The 16,735-nt window shown below is 69.4% G+C and carries 16 protein-coding genes; 9 read left to right on the plus strand and 7 right to left on the minus strand.

Annotation, left to right across the window (positions count from 1 at the left end):
• Positions 1-3: 3 nt before the first annotated feature.
• From FHT26_RS24715 to FHT26_RS24730, 4 genes are all read right to left on the minus strand, one after another.
• Positions 4-1,170: an ABC transporter permease gene (locus FHT26_RS24715; RefSeq protein WP_168562751.1), complete on the minus strand. Its 1,167-nt coding sequence runs from the start codon at positions 1,168-1,170 to the stop codon at positions 4-6.
• Positions 1,171-1,189: 19 nt separating this feature from the next.
• The gene (locus FHT26_RS24720) at positions 1,190-1,891 is read right to left on the minus strand and encodes an ABC transporter ATP-binding protein (protein ID WP_168562752.1); all 702 of its coding nucleotides are present in this window, start codon (positions 1,889-1,891) and stop codon (positions 1,190-1,192) included.
• A gap of 51 nt (positions 1,892-1,942) precedes the next feature.
• Positions 1,943-3,127, minus strand: coding sequence for an efflux RND transporter periplasmic adaptor subunit (locus tag FHT26_RS24725; protein WP_210427577.1), 1,185 nt, complete (start codon positions 3,125-3,127; stop codon positions 1,943-1,945).
• A gap of 186 nt (positions 3,128-3,313) precedes the next feature.
• Positions 3,314-4,948 carry an FAD-binding oxidoreductase gene (locus FHT26_RS24730; protein WP_168562753.1) on the minus strand — a complete coding sequence of 545 codons (1,635 nt, stop codon included), beginning with the start codon at positions 4,946-4,948 and terminating at the stop codon, positions 3,314-3,316.
• 165 nt (positions 4,949-5,113) lie between these two features.
• Here FHT26_RS24730 and FHT26_RS24735 point away from each other — a divergent pair, with 165 nt between their 5' ends.
• The gene (locus tag FHT26_RS24735; protein WP_168562754.1) at positions 5,114-6,739 is read left to right on the plus strand and encodes a GGDEF domain-containing protein; all 1,626 of its coding nucleotides are present in this window, start codon (positions 5,114-5,116) and stop codon (positions 6,737-6,739) included.
• Positions 6,740-6,795: 56 nt separating this feature from the next.
• Positions 6,796-7,728 carry a YncE family protein gene (locus FHT26_RS24740; RefSeq protein ID WP_168562755.1) on the plus strand — a complete coding sequence of 311 codons (933 nt, stop codon included), beginning with the start codon at positions 6,796-6,798 and terminating at the stop codon, positions 7,726-7,728.
• Here the strand turns inward: FHT26_RS24740 and FHT26_RS24745 are convergent, their stop codons facing one another.
• Positions 7,729-8,601 (minus strand): CPBP family intramembrane glutamic endopeptidase, encoded by an 873-nt coding sequence (locus FHT26_RS24745; RefSeq protein ID WP_168562756.1) that lies wholly within the window; start codon positions 8,599-8,601, stop codon positions 7,729-7,731.
• A gap of 91 nt (positions 8,602-8,692) precedes the next feature.
• Between FHT26_RS24745 and FHT26_RS24750 the strand changes: the two genes are divergently transcribed.
• The 4 genes from FHT26_RS24750 (at position 8,693) to FHT26_RS24765 (ending at position 12,807) form a co-directional block, all read left to right on the plus strand.
• A complete protein-coding gene (locus FHT26_RS24750; RefSeq protein WP_168562757.1) occupies positions 8,693-9,301 on the plus strand; it encodes a DUF6928 family protein in 609 nt (202 codons plus the stop codon).
• A 25-nt stretch (positions 9,302-9,326) separates the two neighbouring features.
• Complete coding sequence (locus FHT26_RS24755; RefSeq protein WP_168562758.1) at positions 9,327-9,899, plus strand: TetR family transcriptional regulator; 573 nt, start codon at positions 9,327-9,329, stop codon at positions 9,897-9,899.
• Positions 9,900-10,066: 167 nt separating this feature from the next.
• Positions 10,067-10,540: a (2Fe-2S)-binding protein gene (locus FHT26_RS24760; RefSeq protein WP_168562759.1), complete on the plus strand. Its 474-nt coding sequence runs from the start codon at positions 10,067-10,069 to the stop codon at positions 10,538-10,540.
• A gap of 11 nt (positions 10,541-10,551) precedes the next feature.
• Positions 10,552-12,807: a xanthine dehydrogenase family protein molybdopterin-binding subunit gene (locus FHT26_RS24765; protein WP_168562760.1), complete on the plus strand. Its 2,256-nt coding sequence runs from the start codon at positions 10,552-10,554 to the stop codon at positions 12,805-12,807.
• A gap of 59 nt (positions 12,808-12,866) precedes the next feature.
• Here FHT26_RS24765 and FHT26_RS30420 read toward each other — a convergent pair whose 3' ends face one another.
• Entirely contained in the window at positions 12,867-14,210 is a 1,344-nt protein-coding gene (locus tag FHT26_RS30420; protein WP_349238218.1) for a glycoside hydrolase family 19 protein, read from the minus strand.
• A gap of 323 nt (positions 14,211-14,533) precedes the next feature.
• Here FHT26_RS30420 and FHT26_RS24775 point away from each other — a divergent pair, with 323 nt between their 5' ends.
• Positions 14,534-15,244 carry a hypothetical protein gene (locus FHT26_RS24775; RefSeq protein WP_168562761.1) on the plus strand — a complete coding sequence of 237 codons (711 nt, stop codon included), beginning with the start codon at positions 14,534-14,536 and terminating at the stop codon, positions 15,242-15,244.
• A gap of 81 nt (positions 15,245-15,325) precedes the next feature.
• Here the strand turns inward: FHT26_RS24775 and FHT26_RS24780 are convergent, their stop codons facing one another.
• Complete coding sequence (locus FHT26_RS24780; RefSeq protein ID WP_168562762.1) at positions 15,326-15,952, minus strand: LysE family translocator; 627 nt, start codon at positions 15,950-15,952, stop codon at positions 15,326-15,328.
• 118 nt (positions 15,953-16,070) lie between these two features.
• Between FHT26_RS24780 and FHT26_RS24785 the strand changes: the two genes are divergently transcribed.
• Positions 16,071-16,316: a FitA-like ribbon-helix-helix domain-containing protein gene (locus tag FHT26_RS24785; protein ID WP_168562763.1), complete on the plus strand. Its 246-nt coding sequence runs from the start codon at positions 16,071-16,073 to the stop codon at positions 16,314-16,316.
• Positions 16,313-16,708 carry a type II toxin-antitoxin system VapC family toxin gene (locus FHT26_RS24790; RefSeq protein ID WP_168562764.1) on the plus strand — a complete coding sequence of 132 codons (396 nt, stop codon included), beginning with the start codon at positions 16,313-16,315 and terminating at the stop codon, positions 16,706-16,708. Before FHT26_RS24785 ends, FHT26_RS24790 begins: the two co-directional genes overlap by 4 nt.
• Positions 16,709-16,735: the final 27 nt, after the last annotated feature.

Here is a 16,735-nt window from a genome sequence, read left to right on the forward strand (position 1 = left end):
CCTTCAGCGGCCCGCGAGGGCGTCGACGATGTTCAGGCGCATCGCGTTCCAGGCCGGCAAGGCGCCCACGACGATGCCGATGCCCGCCATCAGCGCGATGCCGAGCGTCCAGCTGCCCGAGCCGACCGACGGCAGGTTCAGCATGCCGCCGCTGCCGGCGCTGACGGCCGGGATGATCAGCGTCGCGAGGCCCAGCCCGGCCAGCCCGCCCAGCATCAGCAGCAGCACCGATTCGGCCAGCACCATCGCCAGCACGCTGCGGCCGGAGAAGCCGATCGTCTTCAGCACCGCGATCTCGCTGGTGCGCTCGCGCACCGCCTGCATCATCGTGTTGCCCGACAGCAGCAGCAGCGTGAAGAACACCGCGCCCATGATCGAGCCGACGATCAGCCCGATGTCGGCCAGCTGCTTCATCCACGACGCGGTGGCCGCCTGCTCGGTCTGCGTGCGCGTCTCGTGGTCCGAGTTGGCCGACAGCGCGTCGATCGCCTTCGCGACGCGGTCGGCCTGGTTCACGTCGGTCACGCGGGTCACGTACCAGCCGGCCGCGCCCTGGTTGTACGGCGTGGTCTCGTCGAAGTACTTCCAGTTCAGCAGGAACATCTGGTCGAAGAAGCCGCCGGTCTTCTTGTCGGTGGCATGCAGGATGCCGACGATGTCGAACTGCCAGTTCTTGCTGCCCGAGCGGTCGGGGAAGATGTTCGACTGCAGCGGTACCCGGTCGCCCACCTTCCAGCCGAAGCGCTGCGCGAGCTTCTCGCCGACCAGCGCGCCGGTGCGGGTGCCGATAAAGGCCTTGCGCTCGGCGTCGCTCACCGCGACCTCGGGGAACAGGTCGAGGTAGTTGGGTGCCACCGCGAAGCTGAACACCTGGTTGTGCGGGTCCTGGTAGGCACCGCCGAACCAGTTGGCATAGGCCACCGCCTTCACGCCGTCGACCCGCTCGATCTGCTGCGCGAGCGACAACGGCAGCGTCTGGATGAACGACAGCTTCGAGCCGGTCTGCAGCCGGGCCGCGCCGTTCGCGCTCTGGCCGGCCTGCGAGAACGAGGTGCGCACGGCATCGAGCAGCCCGAACAGCAGGAAGGCCGCGATGATCGAGACCAGCGTCAGCACGGTGCGCGTCTTGCGCCGGAACAGCGAGGCCCAGACGAGGTGGAGGTATTTCATCGCAGGCTCCTTCGCGGGCTCATGCCGCCACCGCCGACGTCTCGGCCTGGCCGACCAGGCTGCCCTTGTCGAGGTGGTGCGTGCGGTGCGCGTACTCGGCGGCCTTCGGATCGTGGGTCACCATCACGATGGTCTTGCCGTGGTCGCGGTTCAGCACGCGCAGCAGGGCCAGCACGTCTTCGGCCGACTGGCGGTCGAGGTCGCCGGTGGGTTCGTCGCAGACCAGCAGCATCGGGTCGGAGACGATCGCGCGCGCGATCGACACCCGCTGCTGCTGGCCGCCCGACAGCTCGGTCGGCTTGTGCGACGCGCGGTCGGCCAGCCCCACCAGCTGCAGCGCGATCGCTGCGCGCTTCTTGCGCTCGGCGGCCGACAGCTTGGTCAGCAGCAGCGGCAGCTCGACGTTGCGCTGCGCCGACAGCATCGGCATCAGGTTGTAGAACTGGAACACGAAGCCGACGCGCGACGCGCGCCACTTGGCGAGGGCAGCCGACTTCAGCTGGTCGATGCGCTGGCCGCCGACGCTGATGCTGCCGCCGGTGGGCACGTCGAGCCCGCCGATCAGGTTCAGCAGCGTCGTCTTGCCGGAGCCCGACGGGCCCATCAGCGCGACGAAATCGCCCTGGGCGACATTGAGGTCGATGTGGTGCAGCACCTCGACCTTCTGGCGCCCGCGCTCGTACACCTTGGAGAGGTCGCGGATCTCGATCAGCTGGGCCATGGGAATCTCCTGTGGGTTTCGTGTGGTCGATCTCTGTCGTATCGGCCGGGACTAGTCGGCTTCGTCGGGCCGCACCGCGGCGCCATCGCGCAGCGTGTCGGGCGGCGACACGACGACGCGCTCGCCGGGCTTCAGCCCATCGGGCAGCAGCTTCTGCCCGCCGACGTCGCCGGCCGCCGGCTTGACGCTGCGCTGCTGCACGCGGCCGTCGGCGACGACGAACACCACCGTGCCGCCGTCGCGCTGCGCCAGCGCCTGCGGCGGCACCAGCACCCCCTTGGGCACCGGCGGCGGCGTGCCGGCTGCGGCGGCCTCCGGCTTCGCGCTGAGGAAGGACACCCGCACGCCCATGTCGGGCACCATGCGCGCGTCCTTCTGTTCGAAGCCGACGCGCACCTTGACCGTCGCCTTGCCGCGGTCGGCCGACGGCACGATCGCGATCACGTGCGCCGGCACGCGCCAGTCGGGGTAGGCGTCGAGCACCGCTTCGACCGGCATGCCCGGCTTGACCTGGCCGATGTAGGCCTCGCTGACGTCGACATCGACCTCGAGCGAGCCCATGTCGACGATGGTGCCGACACCGGTGCGGGTGAAGCCGCCGCCGGCCGACAGCGGCGAGACGATCTCGCCGACCTGCGCCGCCTTCACGGTGACGACGCCGGCGAACGGCGCGCGCACGGTCGTGTAGTCGAAGTTGACCTGGGCCTGCGCGACCTGCGCGCGCGCCGCGTCGGATTCGCGCTGGCGGGCCTCGAGCATCGCGGTGGCGCTGGCCAGCGCGGTGCGAGCCTGTTCGGCGCCCTGCTTCGTCGTCATGCCGCTGGCCGAGAGCTCGTCCTGGCGCCGCGCATCGGCGGCGGCCTGGGCCAGTTGCGCCCGGGCCTGCGCGACCTGCGCCTGCGTCGACAGCAGGTTGGCCCGCGCGACGTTCAGCGTCGCGCGCACCGCGCCGTCTTCGAGGCGGGCCAGCACCTGGCCCTTCTCGACGCGGTCGCCCTCTTCGATCAGCACCTCGGTCAGCGTGCCGGTCAGCTGGGTCGAGACGGTGGCCTGGCGGCGCGCAGTGATGTAGCCGGTGGCCTGCAGGATGGCCCCCGCGCCGCCGCCGGCACGCGGGGCCGTTGCGGCCGCCGTCTTGACGGCCAGCGGCCGGCCGCCGAGGAACCACCAGGCTGCGCCGCCCAGCAGCGCCAGGACGATGACGGTGCCGAGAAGTCCCCAGACCCAGCGGGGCACGCCGCCTCCTTCGTCTTCACGTTCGCGGTGGTCGATCCGCAGTTCGTTCAACAGATTCGCGTCGATGTCGCATCCCCTGGTCTGCAAGCAGCCGGCGATTATTGTCGAGACGGCGCTGGCAGGCCATACCCAAACGTTGGGGTGAATCTGATCGGCCGCCCCGCCCGTTCGGGCGAACGGAGGCGCTCACTGGTACGGCTGCAGCTGCTGCGCCGTCCACCGCGCGTCGTAAACGATCGGCTGCTGCAGCCACTGCTGCAGCCAGGCCGGCAGCTCGATCACCGGCCCGATGCCGCCGCCCGGCGACATCACCGGACCCACCTCCTGCGCGAAGCGGAAGGCGTGCGTCGGGTCGTACTTCAGCTTCACCGCGTACAGCCCCGCCTGCGCATCGGCCCAGTAGGCCGCGCCGTAGCCGGGCTGGTCCGGCCGCGGGTAGTTCTGGTAGATCTCGCCGTTCCACATCGGCGCCATCAGGTCCATCCAGCCGAGCAGGAAGTCCTGCGAGGCCTGCTTGTGCGCGTCGTCGAACCAGAACACGTCGAGCACCGCGTTGAAGGCCGAGTTGCGGTGCACGAAGGCATTGGCCTGCGGCTGCACCGCGTTGATCGCGCCGCCGTAGAACTCCATGTAGAAGTAGGTCAGCTCGTTCGGCGCGGTGACGAAATACTGCAGCAGCCCGAGCCACTCGGCCGCCGCCAGCGGACGCGTCACGTAGCGCGACGCCTTGTCCTCGCAAGGCATCGGGCTGTCGGGCGGCAGGCACGGCATGCCGTACGGCTGGTCCAGCAAGGCCTTGTTGAGGTTGTAGTAGCTGTCCATCGCCGTCCACTGCACGATCGCGCCCGGCAGATTGCACAGCGGCTGGATCGCCGCCTGCCCGTCGGCCTGCGATCCGACATACAGCCCGCGCACCATCAGATAAGGCTGCTGCGGCTCCAGCGGCAGTCCGGGCTGCGTGCCGGGCTGGTAGCACAGCGACACCTGGATGTTCAGCGCCTGCGGCAGGTTCGCCAGCATGTAGCCCGACTGCAGCGCCATCAGCGCGCCGGTCGCGTTGTCGAAATCGCCGGTGCTCTGCAGCGGCCAGATCAGCGCCCAGCCGAACACGTCGCCGAGCGGGCGCAGCTGGTAGCGCACCGACAGCAGCACGCCGAAGTTGCCGCCGGTACCGCCGCGCATCGCCCACCACAGGTCGGTGTTGGCGGTGGGGCTCGCGGTGACGACCCGGCCGTCGGCCAGCATCACCCGCATGTCGATCACGTTGTCGCAGTTCATGCCGAAGGTGACCGACGTGAAGCCGTAGCCGCCGCCCTGCAGGTAGCCGCCGATGCAGACGTCCTGGCATTCGCCGCCGGGCACGTGCAGCCCGGCCTGGTCGAGCGCCAGGTCGAGCTTGCTGAACGGGCAGCCGGTGCCGACGGTGGCGACCTGCGCGACGGCGTCGATCGTGGCCTCGTCCAGCGCGCTGACGTCGATCAGCACGCCGTAGCCGGCCGAGAAGCCGGCGGTGCAGTGGCCGCCGGAACGCACGGTGAACGGCAAGAGCACGTCCTGCGCGAGCTTCAGCGCGATCGCCACGTCGCTCTCGACGGCGCAGTAGACGATCGCCACCGGATAGGCGTTGAACACCGGGTTGAAGAGCTGCCGGTCGGCGTTGTAGTCGGGGTCGCCGGGCAGCACGATGTGCCCCTGCAGCGCGGCCTGCGCCGCCTTCAGCTGCGGCAGCGGGATCGGATCGAAGGCGCTGGCGGCGAGTCCCTCCCAGTGCCGGAACAGCGCGGTGTCGCGCACGAGTTTGCGGTTGCGTTGAAGCGACATGCAGGAGTGCTCCCTGTGAGGACGCGGCAGGTTAGGCGATGACCCGACCCTGCGCAAGGCGCGGTTTCGCGGAAGTTCGCACATTGAATCCGGCGCCGTTTCCGCTAGCATCGCCGCTGGACTTCCTGGGGCACGATCCCTCCGAACCCGCCACCGATCCAGCGCATGGCAGCCGACGCGTCCACCCGACCCTTGCCTTTGTCATCGCCCGACGAAGCCCTGGCTGCCGCCTATGCCGCGCTGGACGACGGCCACGTGCAGGCGGCCCGCAACATCGTGCAGGCGGTGCTGAAGAACGCGCAGGGCGTGGACCTGCACGTCGAGGCCCGCGCGCTGTCGTGCCTCGCGCACTGCGACCGCGTCACCTCCCGCCTGCGGCGCGCCGCCGAAACCAGTCGCCGTGCCGCGCAGATCTTCGAGCAGCTGCGCGACACGCAGGGCGAAGCCAACGCGCTGACCACCCTCGCCCACGTCTGCATGCTGCTCGGCCGCAATGCCGAGGCCGTCGAGGCGGCGCTGCTGTGCGTACGGCTGTGCGACAAGCTGCCGCTGCAGGCGCAGACGGTGCTCGCGCACAACTGCCTCGGCCTCGCCTGCTCGTGGAGCGGCGACCACGACCGCGGCGATGCCTCGCTCGAACTCGCGATCCAGGCCGCGCGCCGCTGCGTGCCGCCGGTCAGCATCTACCAGCCGCGCCTGAACCAGGTGTGGATCGAGGCCTCGCGCCTGCTCGACGAGCGCTACCAGAGCGGCCGCATCGCCAGCCTCGCGCGCCTCGAGAGCCTGATGCGCGAATGCCGCGAGCTCGAACTCGCCGGCAACGGCCTTGCGGTGCTGCCGGGGCTGCAGACGATGGCGAAGACGATCTCGCTCGCCTCGTCGGGCGTGCTGGCGACCTGGCAGGGCGACTTGGCCGCCGCCCGGCTCGCGATCGACGCGGCCGCCCGCTCGCTGACCGGCACGATGACCTGGCTCGACTCGTTCGTGCGCTGGTGCGCCGCCGAGCTGGCGATGGCGCAGCGCGACTGGGAGACGGCCGAGCGCGAGCTGATCGAGATGCGCGAGATGGCGCTGGCCGTCGAGCACGAACAGCTCGCGTGCCGCGCGCACCTGGTGCTCGCGCAGGTCTTCGAGCTGCAGGGCAAGCACGTGCTGGCGCAGCGCGAGCACCGGGCGTTGCGCCGCCGCGAGCAGCGCGTGGTCACCGAAGGCATGAGCAGCCGCGAATCGATGGTGGCCTGGCAGCTCGGCGCGCGCCAGAGCGAACGCCACCTGCAGCAGGCGCTGGTGGTGTCGAAGCAGTTCGAACGCTGGTCGCTCGAAGACGCGCTGACCGGCCTCGCGAACCGCCGCCATGTCGAGCAGCAGCTGGCCGGTCGGCTGCAGACCCTGCAGGCCGAGCAGCGCCCGTTGACGGTCGCGATGGTCGACGTCGACAAGTTCAAGTCGGTCAACGACCGCTTCACGCACAGCATCGGCGACCGCGTGCTGAAGACCATCGCCGCGCTGATGGCCTCGCAGGTGCGCGACGGCGACCTGCCGGCGCGCTGGGCCGGCGACGAATTCGTGATCCTGTTCCCCGACACCACCGAAGACGAGGCGCGGCCGGTGTGCGAGCGCATCCGCGCGGCGGTCTCGGGCTTCGACTGGGAGTCGATCGCGCCGGGCCTGCGGCTGTCGGTGAGCATCGGGCTCGGCGAAGCGCGCGAAGGCGATACGATCGAGTCGGCGCTGCACCGCAGCGATGCGTCGATGTACCGCGTCAAATCGGCGGAATCGACGCACGCCTGAGCGGCCGGCGCCGTCGAGCCGCCCCATCCTTTCCCCTTCCTCTCATTCCCTCCCCCATGACACGACGTCCCTTTCTCGCCAGCGCGCTGGCCGTGCTGCTGATCAGCCTGTCCGCCTGCGGCGGCGATGGCGACGAAGCCGGCCATTCGTCCGGCAACAACAGCCCGAAGCTGCTGTTCGTGCCCGACAAGGCGCACAACATCGTGGGCGCCCTGATGACCTTGGCGCCGGTCAACGGCGCCGCGATCGACACCTTCGCATTCAACGCGTTCGCCAGCGACAACCTGCAGTACGACCCGGTGCGTGACGAGCTGTACGGCGCGACCGCCGCCGGCTCGCCGCTGCAGGTCAGCGTGTCGGTCTACGGGTCGGCCAGCAAGGGCTCGGCGGGCGCCGCGCTCGGCCGCTCGTTCAAGCTGCCGGCCGACGTGGTCCGCGCGAACTGGCTGACGCTCGACCGCGCGAGCGGCACGCTGTACATCGCCGCGACCCGCCAGGGCGACAGCACGCTGCTGGCCTACAAGAATGCCGCGACGCTGACCGGCACACCGGCGCCGGACCGCAACCAGGTGTTCAGCGGCGGGCTGCTGCAACCGGCCTTCGACTTCACGCGCGGCATCGTCTACGCCGGCACGGCGCGGCTCGACCTCGCTACCGGCGCGCAGATCGCGACGCTGCCGGGGCTGCCGGTCGGCGGCACCTCGGCGGCGATCGACGCGCAGCGCGACGTGCTGTACCTCGCGAACTCGATCGACAACACGCTGCGCGTCGTCGCGCAGGCCAGCACCGCCAACGCGGCGATCGTCGCGACGCTGCCGCTGAACGACATCCAGTACGTGACGGTCGACCCGGCGAACGACCGCCTGTACGCGAGCGTCCTCGCGACCGTGTACGTGTTCGAGAACGCCAGCGCGATCCGCGGCAACAGCGCGGTGGCCAGCACCGTCACGTCGGCGGGCGCCACGCTCGGCGGGGTGGCGTTCCGCTGATCAGCGGGGCAGCAGGTAGGGGTAGCTGAACCCGACGAAGTGCACCGCGTTGACCGCGAAGTGCACCGCGATGGCCGCCTCGATGCGCTGCGTGGCCTGCCACGCGGCGCCATAGCCGAGGCCGGCGACCGTCGCCAGCCCGACCAGCGCCGCCCCGCCGCCGGCATGGGCCGCGCCGAACAGCAGGCTCGCGACGATCAGCGGCAGCCATTTCAGCGCCGGCCGCTCGCGCACCGGCGGCCAGTTCGCCAGGCTGTGCTGGATCACGCCGCGGAAGAACATCTCCTCGAGCACGCAGGTCCACAGCAGGATCCGCAGCAGGTGACCGGCCGCGAACCACGGCCACTTCGGATCGAACGCCACATGGCCGATCGCAAGGCCCAGGCCGATCACCGCGACGGTCGTCGCCGAAGCAATGACGAACACCGGCCGCGCCAGCGCCCTGCAGTCGGCCCAGCGGCCGATGCGCCGGCCGTAGAAGGCCAGCAGCACCAGGCCCGCGATACCGGCATCGAAGCGCAGCGCCAGCCGCATCGGCGGTGCGTCGGCGCTGACCACCGTGTCGCCGACGAACACGAACGGCACGAAACCGGGCAGCTTCGACAGGCCGAGCGCGAAGCACAGCAGCACCGCGCCGAGCTTCGCGGCGGCCCGCAGACCGGCATGCGCGGCCCGCACCGAGACGATCGCCAGCGCCAGCACCACGGCCACTGCCGCCAGGGCACGCGCATCGACCAGGTGCTGGACGGCGGCCGACAGCAGCGCGCCGGCCAGCAGCAGCGGCCAAGCCGCAAGCCGGCCCCACCGCGTGCGCAGCCCGGGCACCCAGACCGCGAGCACCGCCAGCCCGAGCAGCAAGGTGCTGAGCATCATCTTGTCGTCTCCCTGTCGTGTCCGGCCGGCAGTCTCGCACGGCCCGCGGCAGAATCGCCGCTTGCGCAGAGACCCGGGAGCGAGGAACACCATGGGAGCGAAGACCTGGATGCTGGCCATCCTGGACACCGATGCGAGCAAGGCGCTGGGCACCCGCCCGACGCTCGACCGCGACGCCACCGCGCGGCTGGCCGCCGAGCTGTTTCCGCACGAGGCGCGGCTGGCGCTTCCCGACGCCGATCTCACCGCCGCCCACCCGCCTGACGAGCACCTGCACATCGGATGCTTTCCCGGTGTCGCGATCGTGGCCGCGAGCGATTTCGCGATCGATCGCCCGAGCCAGCTGCCGCAGCATTTCCTGCAGGTGGCCGGGCCGCGAACCGTGGTCCTCCATGCGATGCACAGCGCCGTCGACTGGTTCGCGTTCGCCGTCTGGCGGGCAGGAACGCTGGCGCGTTCGCTGAGCCTGGCACCGGACAACGGCATCGTCGAGAACATCGGGCCGCCGATGGACTTCGAGCTGCCGTTCTGGAACGGCGCACACGCGGTGGAGCCGCCCTATCCGTTCCCGTTCCACCCGCTCGAGCTGGGCGAGGCGGCGCTGTCGGAATTCTTCGGCTACCAGCTCGAAGGCATCTTCGACGCGACGCTGCAGGATCCCGGGTCGGTGCCGCTGGCGCGCTACGAGCGTATTAAATGAATATTCGCTCGGCTATCATGCCGCCGTGAAGCTCAAGGACGACGACAAGCTGCGGGCCATCGCGCAGGCCACTTTCACGCTGGTCGAGCAGACCGGCCTGAGCGGCCTGACGATGGCGGCGATCGCGCGCGAGGCCGGCATCGCCACCGGCACGCTGTACGTCTACTTCGCGTCGAAGGAAGACCTGATGGTCGCGCTCTACGAGCAGGCCAAGACCGAGACGACGGCCAGCCTGCTGCTCGGCGACGATCCGGCCGCGCCGCTGCGCAGCCGCTTCGAGCACCTGTGGCGCAACTGGCTGGACCGCCGGCTGACGCACTACCCGCAGATGGTCTTCATCGAGCAGTACTACAACTCGCCGTGGTTCAGCGACGCGAGCCGCAGCCTGTCGGCCCGGCTGAGCCAGGGCTGGATGGCGGTGTTCGACACCGCGAAGTCGCAGCAGGTGCTGAAGGACGTGCCGACGCCGATGCTGATCGGCAGCTTCCTCGGCTCGGTGCGCGAAACGGCCAACCTGATGCGCGCCGGCACGCTGCCGAACGACGACGCCACCCGCACGACGGCCTTCGGGCTGTGCTGGGACGGCATCAAGCGCTGAGCCCCGCACACCGGCGATCCGGGTCGGATAACCCTTCACTCCCGCTCGGCTATCCGATTCGCCAGACACTCCGCCCGCTTGACGAAGGCCCTGCCCAGGGGCTATCGTTTAGCCGAATTTTCGTTCACCCAAGAAGTCCCACCACCCCACCCGGGAGCCCGCCAGCCATGAGCACGCTCAACATCAACGGCCAAAGCCGCCAGGTCGATGCCGACCCGTCCACCCCCATCCTCTGGGCCCTGCGCGACACGCTCGGCATGACCGGCACCAAGTTCGGCTGCGGCCAGGCGCTGTGCGGCGCCTGCACCGTGCACCTGAACGGCCAGGCGATCCGCTCGTGCGTGACGCCGATCTCTGCCGCCGCCGGCCAGAAGATCACCACCATCGAAGCGGTGACCGCTGGCGCCGACAAGGTCGGCAAGGCCGTCCATGACGCGTGGGTCAAGCACGACGTCGCGCAGTGCGGCTACTGCCAGAGCGGACAGATCATGTCGGCCACCGCCTTCCTGAAGACGGTGCCGCGCGGCACGGTGCCGACCGAAGCCGAGATCGATTCGGCCATGGCCGGCAACATCTGCCGCTGTGGCACCTATGCGCGCATCCGCGCCGCCGTCGCCGACGCCGCCAAGTCGCTGGCCTGAAGGAACCCACCATGCATTTCGAACCCACCACCCTCGAGTTGCCGAAGCACCTGCGCGCGATGCTCGACGCGCAGCAAGGCCCGGCCGCCGCGGAAGGCCTGCCGCGCCGCAACTTCCTGAAGCTGACCGCCGCCAGCGGCTTCGCGCTCGGCGCGTTCCCGCTCGGCGCGATGGCGCAGGACGCCGCCAAGCCGGGGTCCAGATCTGAAACAGGCCTGAAGCCGACGCAGCAGCCGTCGGCCTTCGTGCACATCGACAAGGACGGCACGACCACCATCACGATCAACCGGCTCGACTTCGGCCAGGGCGTGCAGACTGCGCTGCCGATGATCCTGGCCGAGGAACTCGACGCCGACTGGTCCAAGGTCAAGAGCGTGCACGGCAGCAGCGACCCGGCCTACATCGACCCGGTGTTCGGCATCCACATCACCGGCGGCTCCGGCTCGATCGCGCATTCGTACACGCAGTACCGCGAGCTCGGCGCGCGCACCCGCGCGATGCTGGTGGGCGCCGCCGCGGCGCGCTGGAAGGTCGATGCAGCCAGCCTGCGCACGCAGAACGGCGTGGTGATCGGCCCGGGCGGCAAGAAGCTCGGCTACGGCGAACTCGCCGACGACGCGATGAAGCTGCCGGTGCCCGAGACCGTCACGCTGAAGGACCCGAAGAACTTCAAGCTGATCGGCAAGGCCACCGGCCGCCTCGACGCCAAGGCCAAGTCCAGCGGCAAGCAGGGCTACGGCATCGACGTTCGCCTGCCCGGCATGCTGACGGCGGTGGTCGCGCACCCGCCGGTGTTCGCGGCGAAGCTGAAGGCGGTGGACGACAGTGCGGCGAAGGCCGTCAAGGGCGTGAAGGCCGTGCTGCGGATCCCGGTGGACCGCGGCGGCGAAGGCGTGGCGGTGGTGGCCGACGGCTACTGGGCCGCCAAGCAGGGCCGCGATGCGCTGAAGCTCGAATGGGATGCGAGCGGCGTCGAGAAGGTCGACACCGCGGCGCAGCTGGTGCAGTACCGCGAGCTGGCAGGCAAGCCGGGTGCGCGCAAGTACGACGCCGATGTCTCGAAGTTCGACGGCGCGCCGCACAAGATCAGCGCCGAGTACGTGTTCCCCTACCTCGCGCATGCGCCGATGGAGCCGCTGAACTGCACCGTGCGTGCGGCCGACGGCAAGGTCGAACTGTGGATGGGCTCGCAGATGCCGGGCTTCGACGGCCTCGCGGCCTCGAAGGTGCTGGGCGTGCCGCCGCAGAACGTGCAGGTCCACGTGCAGATGGCCGGCGGCGGCTTCGGTCGCCGCGCGATCCCGAGCAGCGACTACGTGGTCGAGGCCTGCAACGTGGTGAAGGCGGCGCAGGCAGCGGGCATCGCCGCGCCGATCCGCACGCTGTGGAGCCGCGAGGACGACGTGAAGGGCGGCTACTACCGGCCGATGCACCTGCACACCGCGAAGATCGGCTTCGATGCGCAGGGCAACGTGCTCGCGTGGGACCACGTGATCGTCGGCCAGTCGATCATGGCCGGCACGCCGTTCGAGCCGATGATGATGAAGGACGGCATCGACGGCACCGCGGTCGAGGGCATGAAGGAGCCGTATGCGGTGCCGATGCGCCTGACGGTGCACCACCCGAAGCAGAACGTGCCGATCCTGTGGTGGCGCAGCGTGGGCTCGACCCACACCGCGTTCGCGATGGAGACGCTGGTCGACGAGATCGCACGCACCACGAAGCAGGATCCGGTGGCCTATCGCATGAAGCTGATGGGCGACGAGCACCCGCGCCACAAGGCGGCGCTGCAGCTGGCGGTCGACCGCTCGGGCTACGGCAAGAAGACGCTCGCGCCGGGCCGTGCCTGGGGCGTGGCGGTGCACGAGTCGTTCAATTCGGTGGTGGCCTACGTCGTCGAGGCATCGGTGAAGGACGGCACGCCGACGCTGCACCGCGCGACGGCCGGCGTGCACTGCAACCTCGTGATCAACCCGAAGACGCTGGAGGCCCAGGTGCAGGGCGGCGCGCTGATGGGCCTGTCGATGTGCCTGCCGGGGGCGGCGATCACGCTGAAGGACGGCGTGGTCGAGCAGAGCAACTTCGGCGATTTCGTGGTGCCGCGCATCACCGACATGCCGCAGATCGAGGTGCACACGGTGCCGAGCGGCGATGCGCCGACCGGCATGGGCGAGCCCGGCCTGCCGCCGCTCGCACCGGCGTTCGCGAACGCGGTGGCCTCGCTGACCGGCAAGCCGATCCGCGAGCTGCCGTTCAAGCTGGCGTGATGTGAAAACGGCCGGCGCTCACGCGCCGGCCGTTCACTTGCTGTGGCGATGTCTCGCGATCAGCAGCCCAGGTTCCCACCCGGGTCGACGCCGATGATGCCGGTGAAGCTGCGGTAGAAGTTGATCCGCGTCTGCACCGCGTCAGGACGGCGGCCACCGCATTCCAGCGAACCGTTGATGGCGTTGATCGTGACGCCGAAGCCCCACGAATTGACCATCGCGTTGTGCGGCGTCACGCCGGCGGCGCCGGTGCCCGTCATCCAGTACCAGATGGCGGTCTTCCACGCGATCGTCGAATCGGTGGCCACCAGGTCCGGGTTGCTCCACAGGTCGACGCCGATGGCCTGGCCGGCTGCGCGGTAGTTGTAGTTCCAGCTCAGCTGGATCGGGCCGCGGCCGTAGTACTGCTGGCCGGGGGCGCAACCGCTGTTCCAGTCGCAGTACAGCGGCCAGTTCGCCTGGTTGTACTCGCGCGTGGCACGCAGGCTGTCCGACTCGTGCGCCACGTTGGCGAGGAAGGCCGCCGCCTCCTGGCGCTTGATGGTGTCGCTGCCGGTCGTCGCGAAGGCCGGCCAGCCGCTCATCGCGTTGACGAGGCCGGCGTAGGTGTACAGGCCGTTGCGGCTCGGGAACATCTGGTTGAACTGCGCCTCGCTGACGATGAACGAGCCGCCCGATCCGCCACCGCCGCCTCCGCCGCCACCACCACCGGAGCCGCCGCAGGTGGTCGGTTGCCAGTACCAGGTGCTGATCGTCGGGTCGGTGCCGTCGCTGCCGTTGCCGCCGACGTTCACCAGCTTGTAGTAGCTGCCGTTGCCCGGGTAGCGCACGACGTCGCCCTGGCGGTAGTACACGCCTGCCTGCCAGTCGACCGCGGTGCAGCCGGTGCCACCACCGCCGCCGCCTCCGCCACCACCACCGCCGCCCGTGCTGCCGCACGCGGTCGGCTGCCAGTACCAGGTGCTGATCGTCGGGTCGGTGCCGTCGCTGCCGTTGCCGCCGACGTTCACCAGCTTGTAGCAGCTGCCGTTGTTGGGGTAGCGGACCACGTCGCCGAGGCGGTAGAACACGCCGGCCTGCCAGGTCACCGTCGCGCCCGCACCGCCGCCGCCGCCACCGCCGCCACCGCCCCCGCTGTCGCAGGTGGTCTGCTGCCAGTACCAGGTGCTGATCGTCGGGTCGGTGGCATCGCTGCCGTTGCCGCCGACGTTGACCAGCTTGTAGTAGTTGCCGTTGTTCGGGTAGCGGACCACGTCGCCGAGGCGGTAGTACACGCCGTATTGCCAGGTCACCGAGGTGCAGGCGGCCGCCGAGACGGCAGCCGCGCTCATCACGGTGGCGGCGGGAGCCGGCGCGGCGCAGTAGCCGGCCAGCGGTATCAACAGGCTTGCGATGCAAGCCACCCAACGTCTTGTCTTGTGGAACATGGTTGTCTTTCCGGTGTTGAAGAGGAGATGCGAACGACTCCTGGGCTCCACGGACTGCGCGATCGTGAAAGCGCTCGCATTTGACCGGTCGGACGATCGGATGCGGGTAACAGCGTGCAAGAAACGGTTGGCAACGTGAGCGTCCGGCCGGGCGCGTCGACTTGGCTCGGCGTCCCCAATGTTGCGGATACCGAGCGCTCCCACAACGATTCCGGCACGCGGACAATCCAGGGGGCAGGCTCGGGCTGGCTTGCAGGTGTTTGATTCGGCCACGCGGCGGGATTGGCGGGAGACCCAGAATGAAGTTCAGCATTCGTCCGGTCGGCAACGAGCACCCTCCCAGTTTCCGGGACACGCTCCCTCCCCTGCTCGGCGACGAGTCCGACCCCAGTCCGCTGGAGCGCGTGGCGCGCCTGTTTGCCGATTCGGATCGGATCCAGGCGCGTGCCGAGAACCGGGCCGAGGCCACGCTCAACTACTTGCAGCGGGTGCGCCCCACGCTTCTGGCCCGGGCCATCACCATCTACGTCCAGGGCCACGACAGCACCTCATTGCGAGTGCTCCTGGGACATGGCGAGCCCACGCTTTCGAGTGTTGAAAACCGAGGCCTTTTCGAGGCGGGCCACCTGAGCGGCGAGCTCAAGACCATGGTGCTCAAGCCCGACTCGCTCGGCCTGCGCGTCACGCCGACCACGCCGCCGATGGTCATCTCGTGTTGCCTGACCTGGCATGACATGCCCCTGATCGTTCTCTACGAATTCGAGGGCCCGATCGAGCGAGATTCGACCCAACTGGCGCACATGTGCTCCCGCGAGATCTGCCATTTGCTTCGTACTGAAGAACTGCAACTTCGATTCGCATGCCTGGAATCGATCGCTCGCTCGCAAAGACTGCTGCCCGACCGTCGGGAGGTCTTCTGGGAAATCTGTCGGTTTGCGGAGCGGTCGGGGTGTCAACCATGGCGACCGCCGCGGGCGGGCAGGCACCTCGGCGAAACGGTCGCGCAGTGAGAGCCGGCGCGCCCGAGGAAGTCGGGCTGCCGGTTCGAAGGTTCTGGCTGCCCTGGTTTTGATCCGGTCGAGGCCTGCCGCCTAGACCGGCCGCCTGGCGAGCAGCGCCCACACCCCGGCCGCCGACAGCAGCGACCCGCCAGCGAGGTTGAAGCGCCGCTGCGCCCGCGGCGATGCGAGCGCCTGGCGGGCCGACGCGGCGAACACCGCGTAGAGCGTCGAGTTCAGCGTGGCCATCGCAACGAAGGTGACGGCGAGGATCCACAGCTGCTGCGCGGCGTCGACACCCGGGCGGATGAACTGCGGCAGGAAGGCGACGAAGAACACGATGCCCTTCGGGTTCAGCGCCGTCACGAGGTAGGTGTTGGCGAACAGCTTCCAATACGAGCCGGGCGCCGGCGCCGCGGCGGCCGGTGCCGGCGAGATGCCGGCGCGCAGCAGCTTGATGCCGAGGACCAGCAGGTACAGCCCGCCGGCGAACTTGACCACCGTGAACCAGAAGGCCGACGCCGCCAGCAGCGCGCCGAGGCCGAGCAGCGAGACGACCAGCGCGGTCGAATCGCCCAGCGCGACGGCCGCGATCAGCGGCACGTTGGCGCGCCGGCCATGCGCCATCGAGTAGCTGACGACGGTCAGGATGGTCGGGCCGGGGATGACCAGCAGCACCGCGGACGCGGCGACGAAGGCAAGCCAGTTTTCGATGGGCATCGGGATCTCCTGGGGGTTCGGCGACTGTAGCGGGATGCCACGGTCGACGCGATTCGATGCGGGTTGACCAGCCCCACAGCAAGAAACCATAATGGTTCCACTCTGGTGGAGATCCTCGATGCCCACGACATTGACCTTGAAGAACATTCCCGACGACGTCTACGAGCGGTTGAAACTGTCAGCCCAGGCCAATCGGCGAAGCATGAACAGCGAGGCGATCGTTCACCTGGAAGCCGCGCTGTTGCACAACAAGCCGTCCACGGCCGAGCGCCTGGCCCGAGCTCGGTCGCTCCGGGACGCTCTGTCAACACAGAAGTTCCGAGCTCGGGACATCGACGCGATGAAGCGTGAGGGTCGTTCATGATCGTGGTCGACTCGAATGTCGTGGCGTACCTGTATCTGCCTGGCGACCACACCGACGCTGCTGAGGCCCTGCTCGAGCGAGACGGCGATTGGGCGGCACCGCTGCTTTGGCGCAGCGAATTCCGCAACATCCTGGCGGGCTGCCTGCGCAGAAAGACGCTCAGCTTCCAGCAGGCGTGCGGCCTTCAACGCGAGGCTGAAGATCTGCTTGCGGGATCCGAGTTCGAAGTCGACTCCCAAGCCGTGATGGAACTTGTGCGCGACAGCGACTGCTCTGCGTACGATTGCGAGTTCATCGCGCTGGCGACCAAGCTCGACACACGCCTCGTGACCATGGACAAGAAGCTGTTGAAGGCGTTCCCGACCCGCGCCGTGTCGCTGCAATCGACCTGAGCCCCGTTCGATCAGTCCTGCTGCGCC

Source organism: Rhizobacter sp. SG703, assembly GCF_012275445.1.
In the GTDB taxonomy this organism is placed as follows: Bacteria; Pseudomonadota; Gammaproteobacteria; order Burkholderiales; family Burkholderiaceae_C; genus Rhizobacter.